Source organism: Streptomyces sp. NPDC002886 (assembly GCF_042888445.1).
In the GTDB taxonomy this organism is placed as follows: domain Bacteria; phylum Actinomycetota; class Actinomycetes; order Streptomycetales; family Streptomycetaceae; genus Streptomyces.
In genome coordinates this window covers 301,809-321,847 of the sequence record NZ_JBIAPV010000003.1, presented here as the reverse complement: position 1 = coordinate 321,847, position 20,039 = coordinate 301,809, and the positions used below count along the sequence as shown (strand labels likewise).

At 72.3% G+C, this 20,039-nt stretch carries 13 protein-coding genes; 8 read left to right on the top strand and 5 right to left on the bottom strand.

Going from position 1 to position 20,039, the window contains the following annotated elements:
• Window positions 1–174: 174 nt before the first annotated feature.
• Window positions 175–2,823, top strand: a complete 2,649-nt coding sequence (gene glgP / locus ACFYYB_RS13665; protein WP_389435360.1) for an alpha-glucan family phosphorylase — start codon at window positions 175–177, stop codon at window positions 2,821–2,823.
• A 13-nt stretch (window positions 2,824–2,836) separates the two neighbouring features.
• Here the strand turns inward: glgP and ACFYYB_RS13660 are convergent, their stop codons facing one another.
• On the bottom strand, window positions 2,837–3,838 hold the full coding sequence (locus tag ACFYYB_RS13660) for an Lrp/AsnC family transcriptional regulator (RefSeq protein WP_389435358.1): 1,002 nt from the start codon (window positions 3,836–3,838) through the stop codon (window positions 2,837–2,839).
• Between the two features lie 147 nt (window positions 3,839–3,985).
• On the opposite strand from ACFYYB_RS13660, the gene ACFYYB_RS13655 reads away from it, so the two are divergent.
• A complete protein-coding gene (locus ACFYYB_RS13655) occupies window positions 3,986–5,518 on the top strand; it encodes an MFS transporter (RefSeq protein ID WP_389435356.1) in 1,533 nt (510 codons plus the stop codon).
• A gap of 258 nt (window positions 5,519–5,776) precedes the next feature.
• Window positions 5,777–6,307 carry a hypothetical protein gene (locus tag ACFYYB_RS13650; RefSeq protein WP_389435355.1) on the top strand — a complete coding sequence of 177 codons (531 nt, stop codon included), beginning with the start codon at window positions 5,777–5,779 and terminating at the stop codon, window positions 6,305–6,307.
• Window positions 6,308–6,375: 68 nt separating this feature from the next.
• Here the strand turns inward: ACFYYB_RS13650 and ACFYYB_RS13645 are convergent, their stop codons facing one another.
• Window positions 6,376–7,836, bottom strand: a complete 1,461-nt coding sequence (locus ACFYYB_RS13645; RefSeq protein WP_389435353.1) for a nitronate monooxygenase — start codon at window positions 7,834–7,836, stop codon at window positions 6,376–6,378.
• A gap of 225 nt (window positions 7,837–8,061) precedes the next feature.
• Window positions 8,062–10,332: a M4 family metallopeptidase gene (locus tag ACFYYB_RS13640; protein ID WP_389435351.1), complete on the bottom strand. Its 2,271-nt coding sequence runs from the start codon at window positions 10,330–10,332 to the stop codon at window positions 8,062–8,064.
• Window positions 10,333–10,726: 394 nt separating this feature from the next.
• Between ACFYYB_RS13640 and ACFYYB_RS13635 the strand changes: the two genes are divergently transcribed.
• A complete protein-coding gene (locus tag ACFYYB_RS13635; protein ID WP_389435350.1) occupies window positions 10,727–12,202 on the top strand; it encodes a sugar transferase in 1,476 nt (491 codons plus the stop codon).
• Window positions 12,203–12,226: 24 nt separating this feature from the next.
• Here ACFYYB_RS13635 and ACFYYB_RS13630 read toward each other — a convergent pair whose 3' ends face one another.
• Window positions 12,227–13,216 carry a GDP-L-fucose synthase family protein gene (locus tag ACFYYB_RS13630; RefSeq protein ID WP_389435348.1) on the bottom strand — a complete coding sequence of 330 codons (990 nt, stop codon included), beginning with the start codon at window positions 13,214–13,216 and terminating at the stop codon, window positions 12,227–12,229.
• A gap of 520 nt (window positions 13,217–13,736) precedes the next feature.
• Between ACFYYB_RS13630 and gmd the strand changes: the two genes are divergently transcribed.
• The 4 genes from gmd to ACFYYB_RS13610 all read left to right on the top strand — a co-directional run bounded on the left by gmd (window position 13,737) and on the right by ACFYYB_RS13610 (window position 18,888).
• Window positions 13,737–14,750: a GDP-mannose 4,6-dehydratase gene (gmd, locus tag ACFYYB_RS13625; protein WP_327304460.1), complete on the top strand. Its 1,014-nt coding sequence runs from the start codon at window positions 13,737–13,739 to the stop codon at window positions 14,748–14,750.
• 252 nt (window positions 14,751–15,002) lie between these two features.
• Window positions 15,003–17,780 carry a LamG-like jellyroll fold domain-containing protein gene (locus tag ACFYYB_RS13620; protein ID WP_389435346.1) on the top strand — a complete coding sequence of 926 codons (2,778 nt, stop codon included), beginning with the start codon at window positions 15,003–15,005 and terminating at the stop codon, window positions 17,778–17,780.
• A 79-nt stretch (window positions 17,781–17,859) separates the two neighbouring features.
• The gene (locus ACFYYB_RS13615; RefSeq protein ID WP_389435344.1) at window positions 17,860–18,543 is read left to right on the top strand and encodes a hypothetical protein; all 684 of its coding nucleotides are present in this window, start codon (window positions 17,860–17,862) and stop codon (window positions 18,541–18,543) included.
• A 132-nt stretch (window positions 18,544–18,675) separates the two neighbouring features.
• Window positions 18,676–18,888 (top strand): hypothetical protein, encoded by a 213-nt coding sequence (locus tag ACFYYB_RS13610; protein WP_327304457.1) that lies wholly within the window; start codon window positions 18,676–18,678, stop codon window positions 18,886–18,888.
• Window positions 18,889–18,915: 27 nt separating this feature from the next.
• Here the strand turns inward: ACFYYB_RS13610 and ACFYYB_RS13605 are convergent, their stop codons facing one another.
• Window positions 18,916–20,031: a glycosyltransferase gene (locus ACFYYB_RS13605; protein ID WP_389436189.1), complete on the bottom strand. Its 1,116-nt coding sequence runs from the start codon at window positions 20,029–20,031 to the stop codon at window positions 18,916–18,918.
• Window positions 20,032–20,039 lie beyond the last annotated feature (8 nt).

Here is a 20,039-nt window from a genome sequence, read left to right as displayed (position 1 = left end):
CCTCGGAGTCAACGGCTCGGGCGGGGCGAGCAGTCGGTGCGGCGGGCGGTGAGGGCGCGCTCGAGGCGCCATGGCCGGGTGGGGCGGGCGGCGCTAGCCTTCCGAGGGTGACGCTCGCGGTGCACAGCGTGGTGCGGCCGCTCCGACCCGTAATCCCCTGCGAAGGTGGAACGCGTGAAGGCTATCCGTCGATTCACCGTGCGCCCCGTCCTCCCCGAGACCCTCTCGCCGCTCGCCGACCTCGCGCGCAACCTGCGCTGGTCCTGGCACGGCGAGACCCGTGAGCTGTTCCAATCCGTCGATCCCGAGGGCTGGCAAGCCGCCGGCGGGGATCCCGTCCGGCTGCTCGGCGCCGTGTCCGCCGCGCGGATCACCGAGCTCGCCGGTGACCGGCGGTTCCTGAGGCGGCTCGCCGTCGCCGCCGCCGACCTCGATGACTACGTCCACGGCGGGAGGTGGTACCAGAGCCACGAGGCGGCCGCGGAGCTGCCCGCCGGCATCGCCTACTTCTCGCCCGAGTTCGGGATCACCGCCGCCTTGCCCCAGTACTCCGGCGGGCTCGGGATCCTCGCCGGGGACCACCTCAAGGCCGCCAGCGACCTCGGCGTCCCCCTCATCGGTGTCGGGCTCCTCTACCGGCACGGGTACTTCCGCCAGTCCCTCTCCCGGGACGGCTGGCAGCAGGAGCACTACCCGGTGCTCGACCCCAACGAACTGCCCCTCGCGCTCGTGCGCGAGGAGGACGGGACCCCCGCGCGGGTGTCCCTGAGCCTCCCCGGCGGCCGGGCCCTGCACGCGCACGTCTGGCAGGCCCGCGTCGGCCGGGTGCCGCTGCTGCTCCTCGACTCCGACGTCGAGGACAACGACGCCGTCGCCCGCGAGGTGACCGACCGGCTGTACGGGGGAGGCAGCGACCACCGGCTGCTCCAGGAGATGCTGCTGGGCATCGGGGGAGTGCGGGCCGTCAGGGCCTACTGCCGGATCACCGGGCATCCCGACCCCGAGGTCTTCCACACCAACGAGGGCCACGCCGGCTTCCTGGGGCTGGAGCGCATAAGAGAACTGGAGGGGCAGCAGGGACTCGGCTTCGACGCCGCCGTCGAAGCCGTCCGGGCCGGCACCGTGTTCACCACGCACACCCCCGTCCCCGCCGGCATCGACCGCTTCGACCGAGCCCTGGTCGCCCGCCACTTCGGCGACGGCGGCGAACTGGCCGGCGTACCCGTCGACCGGATCCTGGCGCTCGGCGCCGAGACGTACCCCGGCGGCGACCCCGGGGTGTTCAACATGGCGGTGATGGGCCTGCGCCTCGCCCAGCGGGCCAACGGGGTCTCCACCCTGCACGGCGCCGTCAGCCGCGGGATGTTCGCCGGGCTGTGGCCGGGCTTCGACCCCGCCGACGTGCCCATCACCTCGGTGACCAACGGCGTGCACGCCCCGACCTGGGTGGCGCCCGAGGTGGTGAAGCTCGGCGCGAAGCAGATCGGCGCCGGCCGCACCGAGGACGCGCTCTCCGTCGGCGGCTCGCAGCGCTGGGACGCCGTCGCGGACATCCCCGACCAGGACGTCTGGGACCTGCGCAGGGTGCTCAGGGAGCAGCTCGTGCAGGAGGTACGGGACCGCCTGCGCGCCTCCTGGCGCCAGCGCGGGGCCGCCGAGGCCGAGCTTGGCTGGGTGGACTCGGTCCTCGACCCGGACGTGCTGACCATCGGCTTCGCCCGCCGGGTGCCGTCCTACAAGCGGCTCACGCTGATGCTGCGCGACCCCGACCGGCTGCGCCGCCTGCTCCTGGACCCGGACCGGCCCGTGCAGATCGTGGTCGCGGGCAAGGCGCACCCCGCCGACGACGGCGGGAAGCGGCTCGTCCAGGAACTGGTGCGCTTCGCGGACGATCCCCGCGTGCGCCACCGGATCGTGTTCCTGCCCGACTACGGCATGGCCATGGCCCAGAAGCTCTACCCCGGCTGCGACGTCTGGCTCAACAACCCGCTGCGCCCGCTGGAGGCCTGCGGCACCAGCGGGATGAAGGCGGCGCTCAACGGCTGCCTCAACCTCTCCGTCCTGGACGGCTGGTGGGACGAGTGGTTCGAGCCGGACTTCGGCTGGGCCATCCCGACCGCCGACGGACTCGGCGCGGACGAGGACCGCCGCGACGACCTGGAGGCGAACGCCCTCTACGACCTGATCGAGGGCCGGGTCGCCCCCCGGTTCTACGACCGGGCCGGACAGGCCGGACTCCCGGTGCGGTGGATCGAGATGGTCCGGCGCACCCTGGTCTCCCTGGGGCCCAAGGTGCTCGCGGGCCGCATGGTGCGGGAGTACGTGGAGCGGCTCTACGCTCCGGCCGCGCTCTCCCACCGCGCCCTCACCGCGGACGCGGCGCGGGACCTTGCCTGGTGGAAGGGGCGGGTCCGCGCGGCCTGGCCGCAGCTCACCGTCGAGCACGTGGAGGCCCTGACCGCGGGCCCGGTCGGCGGCACCGCCGAACTCGGGGCCACCCTCACCCTGCGCGTGCAGGTCTCCCTCGACGCCCTCGCGCCCGAGGACGTGGAGGTGCAGGCCGTCGCGGGCCGGGTCGACGCGCAGGACGTGATCCAGGGCGGGCGGGCCTTCCCGCTCAAGCCCGCCGGCGGACCCGACCTGGAGGGCCGCTGGCTGTACGAGGGCCCGCTCGCCCTCGACCGTACGGGGCCCTTCGGCTACACCGTACGGATCCTGCCGGCGCACCCGCTGCTGGCGACCCCGGCCGAACTGGGCCTGGTCGCCGGGCCCGCCACGGGCACGGACACCGACGCGGCGGGGGGCGGTGTGGTGCTGCGGTAGCCGCCCCGGCGGTTCAGGGGGCGGGCGGCGGGTCCACCAGCCGCCCGTCCTCCACCAGCATCCCCGCCCGCTTGACGCTGCGCAGGACCGGGATCACCTCCACCTGCCCCACGCCCTCCACGGCTCCGATCCGCTCGGTCAGGTAGGTGTACAGCTCGTCGGTGTCCCGGCACACCACCACCGCCATCAGGGAGGCGGCCCCGGTCACGGCCGCCGCGAACGCCACCTCGCGGTGGCCCGCCAGGGCCGTCCCCACCTGCGCCAGGCGGGCCGGCGGGACCGTCAGCACCAGCGTCGCCTCCGCCTCGTAGCCGAGGAGCGAGGGCGCGAACTCCACGTCGAAGAAGATCGCCCCCAGATCGCGCAGCCGCTCCAGCCGGCGCCGGGCGGTGGACTCCGACAGGCCGGCGGCGCGCGCCAGTTCCGGGTAGCCCGCGCGGCCGTCCCGGCCCAGCACCGCGAGCAGCGCGAGCTCCGGCTCGTCCAGCGCGTACCGCTGCGGCCCCGGCTCGACGGGCGGCCGTTCCAGGGCGGCGATCTGGTCGGGGCGCAGCAGGTCCATGCCCGCCCAGGCGTCCGGCCCGCCGAAGAACTTGCGCAGGATGGTGTGGGCGCTGATGCCGGTCACCCGGCGGGTGCTCGGCAGCTTCTCCAGCAGCAGGGTGTCGCGGTCCCGGCGGGTGCGGGCCCGGGTCATGCAGTGGATCTCGGTGCCGCCCGCGTTCAGGTTGACCCACGCGATGTCCGGGCGGCGGGCCAGTGCCTCGGCCACCGGGAGCGCCGCGTCGGGGGCGCACTGGATCCGCAGCCAGGACTCGAACAGTCCGACGCGGCTGCCCAGGGGCAGTCCGACGACCCGGATCAGGCCGGTGGTCCGCAGGCGCCGGTAGCGGCGTACGACGGTCTGGTCCGAGACCTCCAGCACCTCGGCGAGCCGGCTGAAGGGGGCCCGGCCGTCGATGGTGAGGGCCTGGATCAGCGACCGGTCGAAGGCGTCCAGCTCCAAGTCGTGCATGGTTTCCATCATCCCAGAAGCTCCCATGAGGGAAATCCGTCGGCAGGGGGCCGCTGGGTGGGGGATGGGGGCCGGTCGCTGCGACCTTGGGTCCACCGGGTCACCGCCCCCGGTTCCTGCCCCTCCGTGACCCGAGGAGAAACTCCCATGCGCAAATGGCTGCCGTTGACGGCGGTGTGTCTCGGAGCCTTCATGCTCTTGGTCGACGTCACGATCGTGACCGTCGCCCTGCCCGACATGGCCGCCGACATGCACACGGGCTTCTCCGGCCTCCAGTGGGTGATGGACATCTACGCCCTCGCCCTCGCCGCCCTGCTGCTGGGCGCCGGTTCGCTCGCCGACCGGATCGGCCGGCGCCGCGTCTACCTCGGCGGGCTCGGGCTCTTCGCCGCCGCCTCCCTCGCCTGCGGTCTGGCGAGCGGACCTGCCGCGCTGATCGCCTTCCGCGCCGTCCAGGGCATCGGTGGCGCCGCGATGTTCGCCACCACCATGGCCCTGCTCAGCTCCGCCTACCAGGGACGCGACCGGGGCGTCGCCTTCGGCGTCTGGGGCGCGGTCAACGGGGCCGCCGCCGCGGCCGGTCCGATCATCGGCGGGCTGCTCACCGAGCAGTTCGGCTGGCGCTGGATCTTCTTCATCAACCTGCCGGTCTGCGCCCTCGCCGTGTACGTCACCCTCAAGGCCGTCGCCGAGTCCCGCGACCCGCACGCCAAGGGCCTGGACCTGCCCGGCATGGCCACTTTCACCACCGGCGCCGGAGCGGTCACCTATGCCCTGATCCGGGTCGGCGAGAACGGCTGGAGCTCCGCGACCACCCTGGCCCTGTTGGCCCTGAGCGCCGCCGCCTTCGCCGCGTTCGTCCTGGTCGAACTGCGCAGCTCCCGCCCGATGCTGGACCTCTCGCTGTTCCGCAGCCCGACCTTCGTGGCCGTCATGGCCGCCGCGCTGCTGATGTCCGGCGCCGCCTTCGGGTACATGATGTACGTCTCGCTGTGGCTGCAGAGCGCCGAGGGCATGGGCCCGGTCGCCGCCGGTCTGACGATGCTGCCGATGAGCCTGGCCGCCTTCGTGGTCGCCGCCGTGACCGGCAAGCTGATGCACGGGGCCCCGGCCCGGATCACCATCGGCGGCGGGTTGTTCCTGATCGGCGCGGGCGCTCTGCTCATGGGCTGGATGCTGGACGCCGGGGACGGCTGGACGGCGCTGGTCGCCGGACTGGCGATCACCGGTCTGGGTGTCGGCATGATCTCCCCGGCCCTCGCGGCCGCCGCGATGGGGGCCGTGCCCCCGGCCCGGGCGGGCATGGCGGGCGGCGCCCTCAACACCGCGCGCCAGCTGGGCATGGCCCTGGGCATCGCGGTGCTCGGCGCGGTCTTCCAGTCCGGCCTGGAGGACGGTCTGGCCGGCTCCGGCCAGCCGCACGGTACGGCCGAGGCACTGGCCGGCGGCGGGGCGGGACAGCTGCTGCACGCGGCCCCGGCGGCCCGGCACTGGGTGGAGGCGGCCTTCGCGAGCGGGCTGCGCGACACCTTCTGGGTCTCGGGGGCGATGGGCATGGCGGGGGCGCTGATCCTGATCGTGCTGGTCCGCCGTCCGGCGGCCGGGTCCGGGTCCGGTGGCAAGGGCTCGGTGCCGGTGCCGGGCCAGGGCTCCGCGCCGGTGGAGCGGGCAGCCGTCTGAGTCGCCCGCCGCGCGCCGTACGGGGCTTCGCGCGAAGCCCCGTACCGAACGGTCCGCAGGCCCTTCCGGCCTCCTCGGACGCCCCGGATCCCCTGCGGATGCGGGGCGTTCGCACGTTCCACGACGGAAGGGACCGGGAGGGTGAACCTTCGAACGGACTGCCGTGCCGAACCGTTTCGTCCAGCTGGTCCGCTCCTACGCTGCCCGCGGATGCCGACCGGACCTGGCATCCGAGACACCCGAGGAACGGACTTCCCCATGCGTCTTCGCACCACCGCCATCGCCCTCACGGGCGCCCTCGCGCTCGTCCTGCCGACCGCCGGACTGTCGTACGCCAACGACCACGACGACCGCGAGGACCTCGGCACGCTGCACTACCGGTACAGCGACGACGGTGACACGCGGCACGGCCGGATCGAGCCCGCCGACAACGACACCTGCTACCAGCTGACGAACGCCTCCCGGAACCACCCGGCCTATTGGGTGCGCAACGACACGGACTCGCTGGCGGTGCTGTTCGAGGACCGCTCCTGCGGCGGCCACGCCGTGGAGACGCTGGAGCCGGGCGAGCGGGCCGACGACCTGGAGGTCCGCTCGGTCTACTTCAAGCCGACCGACGACTGGGACCACCACGGCCGCCACGACGGCCGTCACGACGACGACCGCCGTGACGACCGCCGTGACGACTGGCGCGACGACGAGGACCGCAGCATGGGCGGACGCGCCGCCGCCGCACCGGCCGACGGGACCTCGGCCATCCTCGACTCGGTCTTCCGCTCCATCGGCTGATCCAGGACCGCCGAGCGGGAAGGGCCCGGCTCCCCAGGGGAGCCGGGCCCTTCACCTGCTCCGGGGTCTCAGCGCCCTCCGGGCCGGTCCGCGCCCGCCGCGAGCCAGTGCACCACGTCGGCGGCCGTGTAGGGCTCCGCGTCGGGAGCGAGCCGCGGGAGGAAGGACAGGTCCTTGCCGATCGTCACCAGCGGGGGCTCCACCCTGCCGTGCGGCCGCCGCTGGGCCAGCCCGATCGTGGCCAGCAGCCCGTTGCACAGGCACTGGCGGCCCTTGGTGTCGGAGGCCTGGCCGCCCTTGCGGACGTACGCGGCCACCGGCTCGGCCGCACACCGGTAGACCAGTCCGCGCGGACCCCGTACGGGAGTGCGCAGGAACCCGAGGTCGCAGACCCGGCGCCGGGCCTCGGACACCTCCGGCTCGGAGACCGTCCCCGGCAGCTCCGCCACCTTGAACGGGAAGGACGTCGGGGAGGCCTCGGGGTCGTTGCGGACCGAGAGGGTGCCGGAGTGGGCCCGCTCCAGCAGCTCCTCGCGCAAGTGGCGGGCCATGCCCGACTCCTCGCACAGGGCGAAGGCGCTGCCGACCTGGACCCCGGTCGCACCCTCGGCGAGCGCCCCGGCCACGGCCTCGGGGCTGGCCTGGCCGCCGGCGAGCCAGAACGGCAGCCCGAGCGCCGTCATCTTGGCCAGGTCGGGGTTGTCGCGCGGACCGTAGACCGGTTCGCCGTCCTCGTCGAGCTTCATCGGCCCGCGCGGCGGGGCGCTGTGGCCGCCGGCCTGGCTGGTCTCGATCACGAAGCCGTCGGGCCGGGTGATCTCGTCCCGGGCCAGGTAGGTGGCCAGGACCGGGAGCGAGACGATGGCCAGTACGTGGGGGCGGCGCAGCGGGCCGGGCAGGTGCCCGGCGAGCAGGGCCGCGGGGTCGAAGAGGTGCGCGAGCTCCTCCTCGTCGCCCTCGACGTGGATCTTGCTCACGCAGCGTTCGTAGCGCGCCAGCCTTGAGGCGAGGGCAGGGATCTGACCGGGGACTCCCGCGCCCACGAGCACGTAGTCGACGCCTGCCAGGATCGCGCCGAACATCGCGGGGGCCGTGGCGAGCTGGATCTTCTCCAGGTAGTTGATGCCGATGACACCGTCATGTCCCTCCTTGGCGAGCCAGACCTCGACGAAGTTGCCGAGGACGGTGAGGATCTCGGCCTGCGATCCGCCCGTCGCCCGCAGTCGCGGGGTGGTGCGCATCGCCACGCCGTCCGCGAGGCCTTCCTCGCGGAAGTAGAGGTCGAGGGCGGACTGGGCCAGCTCCGGCAGCGGGAAGGCCGCCAGGGCCCGGCGGGCGTGGCCGCCGGGGTCCCCGGTCTGCAGCACGCGGGCCAGTACGACGTCCAGGGCCGTGCCCGAGACCACGCCCAGCTGGCCCTCGCCGGAGACGGCCCGGGCCAGCCGCCAGCCGGAGACGCCGACGCCCATGCCGCCCTGGATGAGCCAGGGGTGCTGCGCGGCGGGGGCGTTCGTGGGGGTCTGCGGCATGGGTCACGTCCTCGGAATCACCCGAACCTACGGTTCCGTAGGTTCGCTGAATTCCACTATGACCCCGCGGCCGCCCACCGGATGGCGCCGAAGGTCCCGGCCCTCAGGGGCGCCGGACCCTCTCGGGCCGGGGCCAATGGAACAGGGCCGCCCGGGGAGGTCTTCTCCCGGGCGGCCCCGTGGTCTAGCGGATCAGCTCTCGTTCACCCGCGGCCCCGGTGGGGGTCAGAAGGTGAGCTTCCAGCTGTCGATCTTGCCGGTGTCGAGGTTCGCGTTGTCGTTGACCCGGAGCTTCCAGACGCCCTGGGCGACCTCGGAGGAGGCGTTGACCGTGACGGACTTGATGATGTTGTCCGCGCTGCCGCCGGTGCGGTTGTGCAGGTTGTACAGGGTGCCGTCGGGGGCGACGAGGTCGACCTTCAGGTCACCGATGTACGTGTGCAGGATGTTCACGTCCACCTTGAGCGTGCTCGGGGCGTTGCCCGTGCGGTTCACGGTGAGCGGGGAGTCGACCGTCGCGTTGTCGGCGATCGCGTAGTCGGTGGTGTTCTCGAACACCGTCTGCTGCGAGGTGCCGACGGTCCAGACGAAGGACGCCGTACCGGTCTGGCTCGCCGAGTCCGTCACCGTGACCGTCGTGTTGTACGTACCGGCGGTGGAGGCGGTCCCGGAGATCAGGCCGGTCGAGGAGTTGATCGACAGACCGGTCGGCAGACCGGTCGCCGCGTAGCTCAGGGCGCCGGCGTTGGTGCTGCTGGCCTGGATCTGGAGGCTGGCGGCGCTGCCCGTGACGGTGTTCTGGTTACCGGGGTTGGTGACCGAGACACCGGCGACGATGCGGGGACCGACGTTGATGGCCGCCCACGCGTTGGCCGCGTTGTTGTAGGTGGTCGAGCCCAGACCGTAGAGGTCCGCCGCGGCCTTCAGCGTCTGGACGCGGGCGTCGGCGTAGTTGGTGGTCGACTTGAAGTAGCCGACCGTCAGCGCGCGGAACCAGATCTTCGAGGCGGCGTCGCGGCCGATCGCGGTGACCGGCAGGCCGTCGGAGGTCGGCGAGTCGTAGCTCACGCCGTTGATGACCTTGGCGCCGGAGCCCTCGGAGGCCAGGTAGTACCAGTGGTTGGCCGGACCCGAGGAGTAGTGGACGTCGACGGATCCGATGCCCGAGTACCACGCGTCCTTGGACGAGCCGTCCTTGCTCGGCTTGTCCATGTAGCGCAGCGGGGTGCCGTTGCCGTTGATGTTGATCTTCTCGCCGACCATGTAGTCGCCGACGTCCTGCGCGTTGTTGGCGTTGAACTCGACGGCCGCCGCCATGATGTCGGAGGTCGCCTCGTTCAGGCCGCCGGACTCACCCGAGTAGGTCATGTTGCCGGTGACCGAGGTCAGACCGTGGGTCATCTCGTGCGCGGCCACGTCGATCGAGGTCAGCGGCTTGGTGTTGCCCGAGCCGTCGCCGTAGGTCATGCAGAAGCAGGAGTCGCTCCAGAACGCGTTGACGTACGCGTTGCCGTAGTGGACCCGGCTGTACGGGGCCACGCCGTCGTTGCGCAGGCCGTTGCGGCCGTGCACGTTCTTGTAGTAGTCCCACGTCAGCTGGGCGCCGTAGTGCGCGTCCGCGCCCGCGGTCTCCCGGCTGGAGGCCGCGCCGGTGCCCCAGATGTCGTCCGGGCCGGAGAAGAGGGTGCCCGTGCCGCTGCCGGTGCCACCGTTGAGGTCGTAGGTCTTGTGGCTGCCGCGCCCGGCGTCGGTCAGCGTGAAGTTGCTGCCCGAGGGGGAGGTGCCCAGGGTGACCTGACCGCTGTACATGGTGTTGCCGGTGCCGGTCTCGATGGCCTGCCACTGGGTGATCTTCGCGCCGGTCTTGGCGTTGCTGATCACGTGCAGTTCGCTCGGCGTGCCGTCGTGCTGGACTCCGCCGACGACCGTCTCGAAGGCGAGGACCGGGACGCCGTCGGCGGCCCAGATCACCTTGCGGGCGCCCTTGGACGCCTTGGCGTCCTTGGAGCCCGCCGCGTTGGCGGAGGAGACCGCCGCGGCGTCGGCCGAGGCCGGGGTGACGGTGGCGGTGGTGTCCGCGACCTTGATGTCGGCGTTGGTGGCCTTGGTGACGCTCTTGGTGACGCCGCCCTTGGCGTGGACGGTCAGGTCACCGCCGAGCACCGGTATGCCGTTGTAGGTGCGCTCGTACGTGGTGTGCGTGGTGCCGTCCGCGTCCTTGACCACGTCGCGGACGATGAGCTTCTCCGTGCCGGCGAGGCCGAGGGCCTTGGCCGCCTGCGCGGAGGTGGAGTTGGCCTCGGCCAGGAGCGTCGCACGCTCCGAAGCGCTGAGTGCGCGGTTTTCCGCGCCCGGGTTGACCTGGGCGACCGAGGCGGCCTTCGACGCGGTGGCGTCGGCGGTGGCGGTTCCGGTCTGGATGCCTACGGCGAGGAGAGCGGCCGCGGCAACAAGCGCGCCGGCCGTGGTGGCACGCCGCTGGGGGGTGGGACTCAACGCAGACTCCTTCTGCAAGGGGGGTTCCGGATGGCTGGGTGGGCCTCCGGGCAGATCGGGCTGGTGCGAAGAACGGTCGAAGAGTGCCACTTGAGCGGCGTGATGTCAGGGCCGCGTCAAAAGGTTGGCCGGAAATCGTTCGTTGTCCGAAGAGACGTATCCGGTATGCGGAACATTCACTTTGGAATGAGAGAGGGGCCGTCCCGGGGGCGTCCGGGGGGCGGAATGCGGACCGCCGACCGCTAACGCTTGAGCAACAAGATGTCCGGTTCCCGGAAACGGCATTTAACGTACGGGCGTTTGTCGTACTGTTTCCCGGTGCGTCTGATGTCCGCTGCCTGGGGAAGCCGGGGACTCGCGCCACCGTCTGAAAGACCACGTGCCAGGGGGGCCCATGAGGCATGTCCATATACCTGTGCAAAGAGTGGCCGGTGCGGCCCGGTTGGCGGCCATGCCGGCGCGGGGCCTCGGTGACAAGGCCCGTTGGTACCTGCCCGCCGCGGTCGCCGCGGACCTGATCGGCGCGGGAGTCCCCGTCGGCCTGGTCTTCGGGGCCGCCGAGCAGGCCCGGCCGCTGTTCTGCGCTCTCGGCGCGGCCCTGGCATGGACCGGCGTGCAGCTGGTGCGCCGGCGCTACGCGGGCCGCGTGCTGGGCGAATCCCGGGGAGTTCTGCCGGTCGTACACGACTGGCTGATTCTGATCGGCGTGCTCGCCGTGGCCCGGGTGGTCACGGGGGAGAACACCCCCCGGCTGTCCGCACTCGGCGCCCTCGTACCCGCTCTGCTCCTCACCGTCGCCTGCCACAAGCTGACCTACCGCCACCTCTCCGCCACCCGGCGCGAGGCCCAGGCGGTGAGCCGGGTGCTGGTCATTGGCGAGCCCGCCGCCGCCGAGTCCGTCATCGGGCACCTCGCCGCGCGCACCGACCACCCGTACGTGGTGGTCGGCGTGGTCCCGGTGGGTCCCGGCGGACTCGACAGCGGGGTCCCCGTGGCCGCGCGGCTCGGCTCCGCGACAGCGCAGACCCCGAACGGGGACTCCGCCGCCGTGCTCGGCGCCGTCGCCACCCACCGTGCCGACCTGGTGCTCGTCGCACCGGGAGCGCAGCTGGCGGGGGAGCGGCTGCGGCGGATCTCCTGGGCCCTGCACGACGCCGGGCTCGAACTGGCGATCTTCCCCGGCCTGGTGGAGGTCTCCGTCAAGCGGCTGCAGACCCTGTCCGCGGGCGGTCTGGCCATACTGCGGGTGGCGCCGCCGGTGAGCCGCGGCATGCAGCCCCTGCTGAAGTCGGTACTGGACCGGGCGGGTGCGGCGCTCGGACTGGTCCTGCTGTCGCCGGCCTTCCTCGCGATGGTCCTGGCCATCCGCTTCGGCTCGCGCGGACCGGCCTTCTACCGGCAGCGGCGCATAGGCCGCGACGGGGTCCCGTTCGTCATGTGGAAGTTCCGCACGATGGTCGTGGACGCCGATGCGCGCAAGGCCGAGCTGTCCGGGGCCAACGAGAACGACGGCCACATGTTCAAGATGCGCCGCGATCCCCGGGTGACCCGCGTGGGCCGGCTGCTGCGCCGCACGTCCATGGACGAACTGCCCCAGCTGATCAATGTGGTGGCGGGCAACATGTCCCTGGTCGGCCCGCGCCCGCCGCTTCCGGAGGAGGTGGCGGAGTACGACGAGGTCGAACTGCGCCGGCTCGCGGTGCGGCCGGGGATGACCGGGCTGTGGCAGATCAGCGGGCGCTCCGACCTCTCGTGGGACGAAACCATCCAGCTCGACCTGCAGTACGTGGACAACTGGTCGTTCACCAGTGACGTCGACGTCATGGGCCGCACGCTCCGCGCCGTCGTCGACGGTCGCGGAGCGTACTGAGGCGCCGGGGCACCTCGCTTGGGATCAGCTCCGCGCGCTCGTCCGGCCGTCGCTCTGCCCGCTGCTCGGCCCGTCGCTCTGCTCGCGCCACCAGGCGTACGTGGAGGCGATGCCCTCGCGCAGCGGGATCGCGGGCTTCCAGCCGAGCCCGCGCAGCCGGGTCACGTCCAGCAGCTTGCGGGGCGTCCCGTCGGGCTTGGAGGTGTCCCAGGCGAGCCTGCCCCGGAAGCCCGTCACCTCGGCGACGGTCTCGGCGAGGGCCTTGATGGTCAGGTCCTCGCCGCAGCCGATGTTGACCGGCTCGGCGCCGTCGTACTCGCGCAGCAGCACGGCGCAGGCGGCGGCCAGGTCGTCCACGTGCAGGAACTCCCGCCGGGGCGTGCCAGAGCCCCACAGCGTGACCTCCTCGCGGCCCTCGGCGGCGGCTTCGTGGAAGCGGCGGATGAGGGCGGGCAGGACGTGCGAGGACTCCAGGTCGAAGTTGTCGCCCGGGCCGTAGAGGTTCGTGGGCATGGCGGAGATGTACGAGGCCCCGTACTGCTTGCGGTACGACTGGACCTGGACGATGCCGGCGATCTTCGCCAGCGCGTACGCCTCGTTCGTCGGCTCCAGCGGGCCGGTCAGCAGGGCGTCCTCGCTGATGGGCTGCGGGGCCAGCTTGGGGTAGATGCAGGAGGAGCCGAGGAACAGCAGCCGGCCGACCTCCGCGGCGTGCGCCCCGGCGACGACGCTCAGCTGGATCCTGAGGTTGTCCTCCAGGAACTGCACCGGGAACGTGCTGTTGGCCATGATCCCGCCGACCTTGGCGGCGGCCAGGACGACGGCGTCGGGCCGGACGTCCCGCAGGTAGGCCGCGGTCGCGGCGGCATCGCGCAGGTCGAGGTCGGCGCGGCCGCGGGTGAGCACCTCGTACCCGTCGGCGGTGAGCCGGCGGACGACCGCGGAACCCACGAGGCCGCGGTGTCCGGCGACGAAGACGCGGGCGTTCGGGGGCAGGAACGGCGAACTTGTCATACCGCCGATGATGCCAGTCCGCTGGCCGCGGCTTTACGGGGGAGCCCCCGGCCCGGGTCGGCTCCCGCACGCGCCGGGGCGCGGTCGCGGGCCCCGGCGGGCAGGCGGATTTGGGGTGCCGGCGGCCAGTCCGGTACATACCGCCCCGCAAGGGGGCGAGGGGGCCCGATCCGGCGGGAGGGGCTCCGGACGGAGCGTGTACGGTACCCATCCGGTACCCGTCTCCAGCCCCCTGGCGGCGGACCGCACAGCATCCCGGGCCCGGCCCCACTCCGCATCCGGCGGCCGGCCCGAACGCCGGTGGCGCGGCCCCGAGCCGCACTCCGGTGCCCGACCCGGACCCCGGGCGTAGCCCCGAGCCGCGCCGGGGCCCCGCACGACGAGGCGTGACCCCGGCCCGCAGCCGGGGTCGCGCCCCGAGCCACACCCGGGGCGCCCGCCCCGAACCGAACGGCTCCGGCCCGCACCCCGGGGCGCAGCCACGACCGCACCGCATCGCAACGATCCCCAGGGGGACCCAATGGGCAAGACCGCGCTGATCACCGGCGTCACCGGGCAGGACGGCTCGTACCTCGCAGAGCTCCTGCTCTCCAAGGGCTACACGGTGCACGGGCTCGTGCGGCGGTCCTCCAGCTTCAACACGGAGCGGATCGACCACATCTACCAGGACCCGCAGACGGCGAACCGCTCCCTCGTCCTGCACCACGCCGACCTCTCCGACGGCGTCGCCCTGGTGAACCTGCTCCGCGAGATACGCCCCGACGAGGTCTACAACCTCGGCGCCCAGTCCCACGTCCGCGTCTCCTTCGACGCCCCGCTCTACACCGGCGACGTGACCGGCCTCGGCGCCCTGCGCCTGCTGGAGGCGATCCGGGCCAGCGGCGTGGACACCCGCATCTACCAGGCCTCCTCCTCGGAGATGTTCGGCGCCACCCCGCCCCCGCAGAACGAGGCCACCCCGTTCCACCCGCGCAGCCCGTACGGCGCCGCGAAGGTGTTCGCGTACTGGACGACGGTGAACTACCGCGAGGCGTACGGAATGTTCGCCGTCAACGGGATCCTCTTCAACCACGAGTCCCCGCGCCGCGGCGAGACCTTCGTGACCCGCAAGATCACCCGCGCGGTCGCCCGCATCAAGGCCGGTCTCCAGGAGAAGCTCTACCTCGGCAACCTCGACGCCGTCCGTGACTGGGGCTACGCCCCGGAGTACGTGGACGCCATGTGGCGCATGCTCCAGCAGGACGAGGCCACCGACTACGTCGTGGCCACCGGAGTCGCCGCCACCGTCCGCGAGTTCGTCGAGGCCTCCTTCGCGCACGCCGGTCTCGACTGGAACGAGCACGTGCGCTACGACCCCAAGTACGAGCGCCCCAGCGAGGTCGACGCCCTGATCGGCGACGCGTCCAAGGCCCATGACCTGCTCGGCTGGAAGCCGACCGTCCTGGTGGCCGAACTGGCCCGGATCATGGTGGATTCCGATATCCGGCAGGTCGAGGACCAACTGGCGGGCGCCAGCGTCCGCATCGACCGCTGAGGCCATATATTTCGCCTACGATTTGCCGTGTCCCGGTCATTCACGCAGCTAACGGCGGGCATGACCGGGGCAAATCTGCCGTATGTCCGTAGTGCTCCATCCACACCGGACCCGTTGATTCCAAGTTGGTATGCAATGGGTCAAGGGTGGTGACCAGGCCTTCGCGTGAGCCCTAGTCTGCGCCAGTACATATGGCTGTTCCGATAGATGCCGAACCAGCCATTCAAGCCGGGCAATTGCCCTGGGGGGCTCATGCGTAGATCCAGAGGGCTGACTGCTGCCCTCGCCCTGTCACTGGCCGGGGCCGGCACCGCGATAGGTCTGGTGCTGATACCCGAGGCGTCGGCCATCACGCAGCCGGTGGCCTTCACCGCCGACAACCTGCCGACGTGGCAGCCCAACGGGATCGTCTGGGCGATGGCCGAGGCCAACGGCACCGTCTTCGCCGGCGGTACCTTCTCGGCCGTCCGCCCGCCCACCGGCGGGGCCGGCGCGGAGCAGGAAGCCGTGAACTTCGTCGCGCTCGACGCGGCGACCGGCGCCCCCACCTCCTGCAAGCTCTCCTTCACCGGCGGCGACGGCAGCGCGACCGTGCGCGCCCTCACCGTCTCGAAGGACAAGAAGACCCTCTACGCGGGCGGCTACTTCGGTGCCGTCAACGGAACCCCGGTCTCCAGCGTCGCCGCCATCGACATCGCGACCTGCACCCCCAAGGCCTCGTTCGACCCGAAGTTCCCGGCCACCGTGCGGGCGCTCGCCGTCACCGACAGCACCCTGTACGCGGCGGGAGACTTCACCACCGTCGAGGGTTCGAACCGTGAGCGGTTCGCCGCGGTCGACGCCACCTCCGGTGCGCTCAAGCCGTTCACCGCCAACGTCGACGAGCCGGGCCGTGCGCTCCAGCTCAGCAACGACGGCAAGAACATCCTGCTCGGCGGCGACTTCTTCACGGTCAACGGCTCCCAGAGCCACGCGCTGGCCGTCGTCAACGCCACCACCGGGGCCGTCACCAAGACGTACGGCACCATCCCCTCGACGTCGGTCATCAAGTCCATCACGGCCGACTCCACGGGCTACTACACCGGCGCCGAGGGCACGGGCGGCTTCGACGGCCGCGTCGCCCTCGCCACCGACTACAGCGAGAAGTGGCGCGACCAGTGCCTGGGTGCCACCCAGGCCGTGCTGCCGTACGACGGAGTGCTCTACAGCTCCTCGCACGCGCACAACTGCAGCTCCGAGGGCCAGTACCCCGACGGCAAGCGCCACTTCCTGCTGGCGCAGCTGACCGACTGGGGCAACGGCGGCCTCGACGCCCCCTCCGCCGTGAACGGCTTCGTGCGCAGCCCGGCGAAGCTCGGCTGGCACCCCACCGCCAACGACGGCCTCGGCGAGGGCATCGGCCCGCGCGTGATGGCCATCGCGGAGAAGGACTCCACCAAGTACATGTGGGTCGGCGGTGAGTTCACCCTCATCAACGGCAAGGCCCAGCAGGCCCTGACCCGCTTCGCCTCCACCGGCGACGTCGGCGCCCCGACCACCCCGGTCTCCAGCGTCTCCAGCGTCAAGCCCGGCGAGGTCCAGGTCCGCTGGCGCGCCAGCTACGACGCGGACGACAGCAAGCTGACCTACCGCATCTACCGCAACGGCTCCGCGACCCCGATCGCCACCGTCAGCGCGAGCTCCCTGGAGTGGCTGCGCCAGCAGGCCTCCTGGACGGACACCACGGTCAAGGCCGGCGCGTCCTACAGCTACCGGGTCACCGCCACCGACGCGGCGGGCAACACCAGCGCCCTGTCGGCCACCACCTCGGTCTCGGTCCCGACCGCGGTCAGCGCGTACCCGAACCAGGTCCGCGAGGACGGCGCCAACCTGTACTGGCGCTACGACGACGTCGTCAGCCCGTACGTGGCCGACTCCTCGGTCTCGGGCAACACCAGCGGCATCCAGCTCAACGCCCCGGCGCTGCGCCAGACCCCGGGCGCGGTCACCGGAGCCAGCACGGCCATGGGCTTCAACGGCACCAGCCAGCAGGTGTACAGCGACCACCGCCAGACGGTCGGCAGCAGCTACACGCTGGAGACCTGGTTCAAGACGAACACCACGCGCGGCGGCAAGCTGATCGGTTTCGGCAACAACCTGGACCGCAACAGCAACCAGTACGACAAGAACATCTACATGACCAACACCGGACGGATCTTCTTCGGGGTCAACCCGGGCTCGACGAAGACGATCTCCACCGGCCTGTTCGACACGTTCAACGACAACAAGTGGCACCACGTCGTCGCCACCCAGGGCCCCTCCGGCATGGCGCTGTACGTGGACGGCAAGGCCAAGGACAGCTCCAGCACCACCGGCTCCCAGGCGATCGAGGGCTACTGGCACGTCGGCGGCGACAACCTCGCCGGCTGGTCCTCCCGCCCGACCAGCAACTTCTTCGCCGGCCAGATCGACGAGACGGCCGTCTACCCGAAGGTGCTGACCGAGGCCCAGATCAAGAACCACTACACCCTGGCGAAGTCCGCCACCGACACGGTCTCCAAGGTCACCGCGACCGAGGACACCTACATCAACCAGGGCGCACCCGGCACCGCCTACGGCACGTCCACCTCGCTGGCCGTCCGCGGGACCCAGGCCTACGAGACGTACCTGCGCTTCGACATCCCGGCCGCTCCGGCCGGCACGGTGCTGAAGTCCGCGTCCCTCCAGGTCAAGACCACGACCTCGGCGACCGCCGGGACCGTCGACACCGTCTCCGTGGTCCCGGTCACCGGTACCTGGAGCGGTGCGGGAACGACCTTCAAGAGCAAGCCCACCCTGGGCACCACCCCGATCGGCTCCTTCGCGGGCCTGCCGGACGGGTCGGCGGTCCAGAGCACGCCGCTGGACACCGCGGCGCTCTCCGCGGTGCTGGGCAGCAGCTACAGCCTGGGCCTGACGAGCACGGGTACCGACCCGCTGTGGATCTGGTCCTCGGAGTCCACGGCCGTGGACGCCAAGCCGCAGCTGACCCTCACCTTCGGCGCGAAGTAACCGCTTGACGGAGTGCGGGGCCCGGCCGTTTCGACGGCCGGGCCCCGCACACCCATCTCATACGTACGGGAGCCACCTCATGTACCGACGCTCCGCAGCGGCCGCCGTCCTGCTGGCCGCCGCCCTGACGCTGACGGCCTGCAGTTCGGGCGGCGACGGCAAGGCCGAAGCCTCGGCCGCCTCGCCCAAGCCGCCGGCCGCCTCCTCGGCGCCCGACCCGGCCGACGCCTCGGTCGCCCCGTCGCAGCCCCCGGCGGACGCGAAGCCGACGGGTCCCGTCCTGCCGGACACGAAGCTCGTCCCGAAGACGGGCAGCTTCACCGCTCCGCAGAAGCAGTACCTGAGCGGCCGGGTCCCGGAGAAGACCGACCCCGCGGCGGTCCTGCAGAGCGGCCAGGAGGCCTGCCAGCGGGTGGAGCGCACGGCGAAGCGGGACAAGGACGCGGCGGTCGGCGCCCTCGTGGCCGGGGAGATCCCGGGCGCGAAGGACGCGATCACCTACCTCTGCCCCGAGCAGAAGCCGCTCCTCGCCGTGGCCGCGAAGGGCTACCCCGACGGTACGAAGCAGTCCCCGGCGGCGGGCACCTACCGTGCGCTGACCCAGAGCACCACGTGCGTCTGGGAGGCCAAGGGCAAGGACGGCGCCGCCCTCGCCTCGGGCCCGCAGACCCCGCCGAAGCCGGGCGAGAAGATCACCGCCAAGATCCCGGCGGGCACGTCCCAGTTCGTCTCGAACGGCTGCTACGCCTGGATCCCGGCGTAGCCCGCATCACACGCCAACGCCCCTGCCGCCCGAACTCCCGGGCGGCAGGGGCGTTTTCGTGTCCGCATCGGGGGCATCCGCGCCTCAACAGGGCGGGGCTGGACCCCGTCCCCAATGCTGGAGGCGAATCCCATGAGGGGCATCAGCGGTTGCATAGGACTGATCGTGGTGGGGGCCATCCTCACCTTCGCGAGCGACTGGCAGCTGCGGAGCGTCAACCTCGACCTGGTCGGAGTCATCATGATGGTCGCGGGCGGCATCGGCCTCGCGGTCTACGCGAGCGTGGCCAAGCGCCGCCGCGTCGGCGCCCTCCCGGTGGTCGACGAAACCCGCCGCGGACTCTGAGACAGGACCGACCGAGGGCCGGGCTCCTCAGCGGGAGATGCGCTCGTACACCGGCAGCAGGGTGTCCAGGACCGCGTCCATCGAGAAGGCGGACGAGGCCAGTGCGCGGGCGGCCTTCGAGGCCGTGGTGTTCTCGGCCGGGTCCAGGAGGGACAGGACCGCTTCCGCGACGCCGGCCGGGCCCGGGTCGACCGCGCGGCCGGCGCCCGCGCGGGCGATGTCGCGGGCCAGGCCGTTGGAGTGGGTCACCACCGACGGGACGCCCACCGACAGGGCCTCCAGGACCGACATCGGGAACGGCTCGTCCACGGAGGGCAGTACGTAGACGTGGGCGCGGCGCAGCTCCGTCAGGACCTCCGCGCCGGACAGGGCGCCCGGCACGGAGAAGCGGGCCGAGAGGCCCAGCGCCGTGATCCGGGCGCGGACCGCCGCGAGCTCGCCCTCGTCGGGGCCGGCCACCACGAACTCCGCGTCCGGGTGCGCCGCCAGGACCGCCGGGGCGGCGTCCACGAAGTCCACCGGGCGCTTACGGGCCTGCAGGCGGGCCGAGTAGAGGATCCGCGGGGGCCCGGACAGGGCGGGGCGCTCCTCCTGGGCCGGGGTGCCGTTGACGAGCCGGACGGTGTTCGGGAGCGGCGCCCCGACCACCGCGTCGAGGCCCTCGCGCTCGTGCGGGGTGAGGTACAGCAGCGCGTCGGCGCCGCGCAGGAGGCGGCGTACCGCCAGCGCGTCCAGCACCTTGGCCAGCAGCTTCCCGCTCGGGTCGACCATGCCGTGGGTCTGCAGGACGAGCGGTTTGCCGGCCCGCAGCGCCGCCAGGGCGACGGGCAGGGTGACCAGGTCCCGCGCCAGGTGCACGTGCACCACGTCCGCGCCCCGCACCAGGCGGCCCGCGGAGGCGAGCAGCGCCGGCGAGGTCATCCCGCTGAAGCCGAGGGGCAGCAGGCGCCGGGCGGGGAAGAGCTTCGCTGGGACCCCTTCCACCGAGGTCGGCCAGGGCTCCGGGAACCCCTCGCCCAGCGCCAGCAGGTTCGCCTCGTGCCCGCGGGCCCGCAGCCCCTTGGCCAGGTTCAGCGCGACCCGTACCGGCCCGCCGAAGGCGTGTGTGGGGGAGTGCAGGGTGACGGCGTGCAGAACTCTCAAGGCGGCAC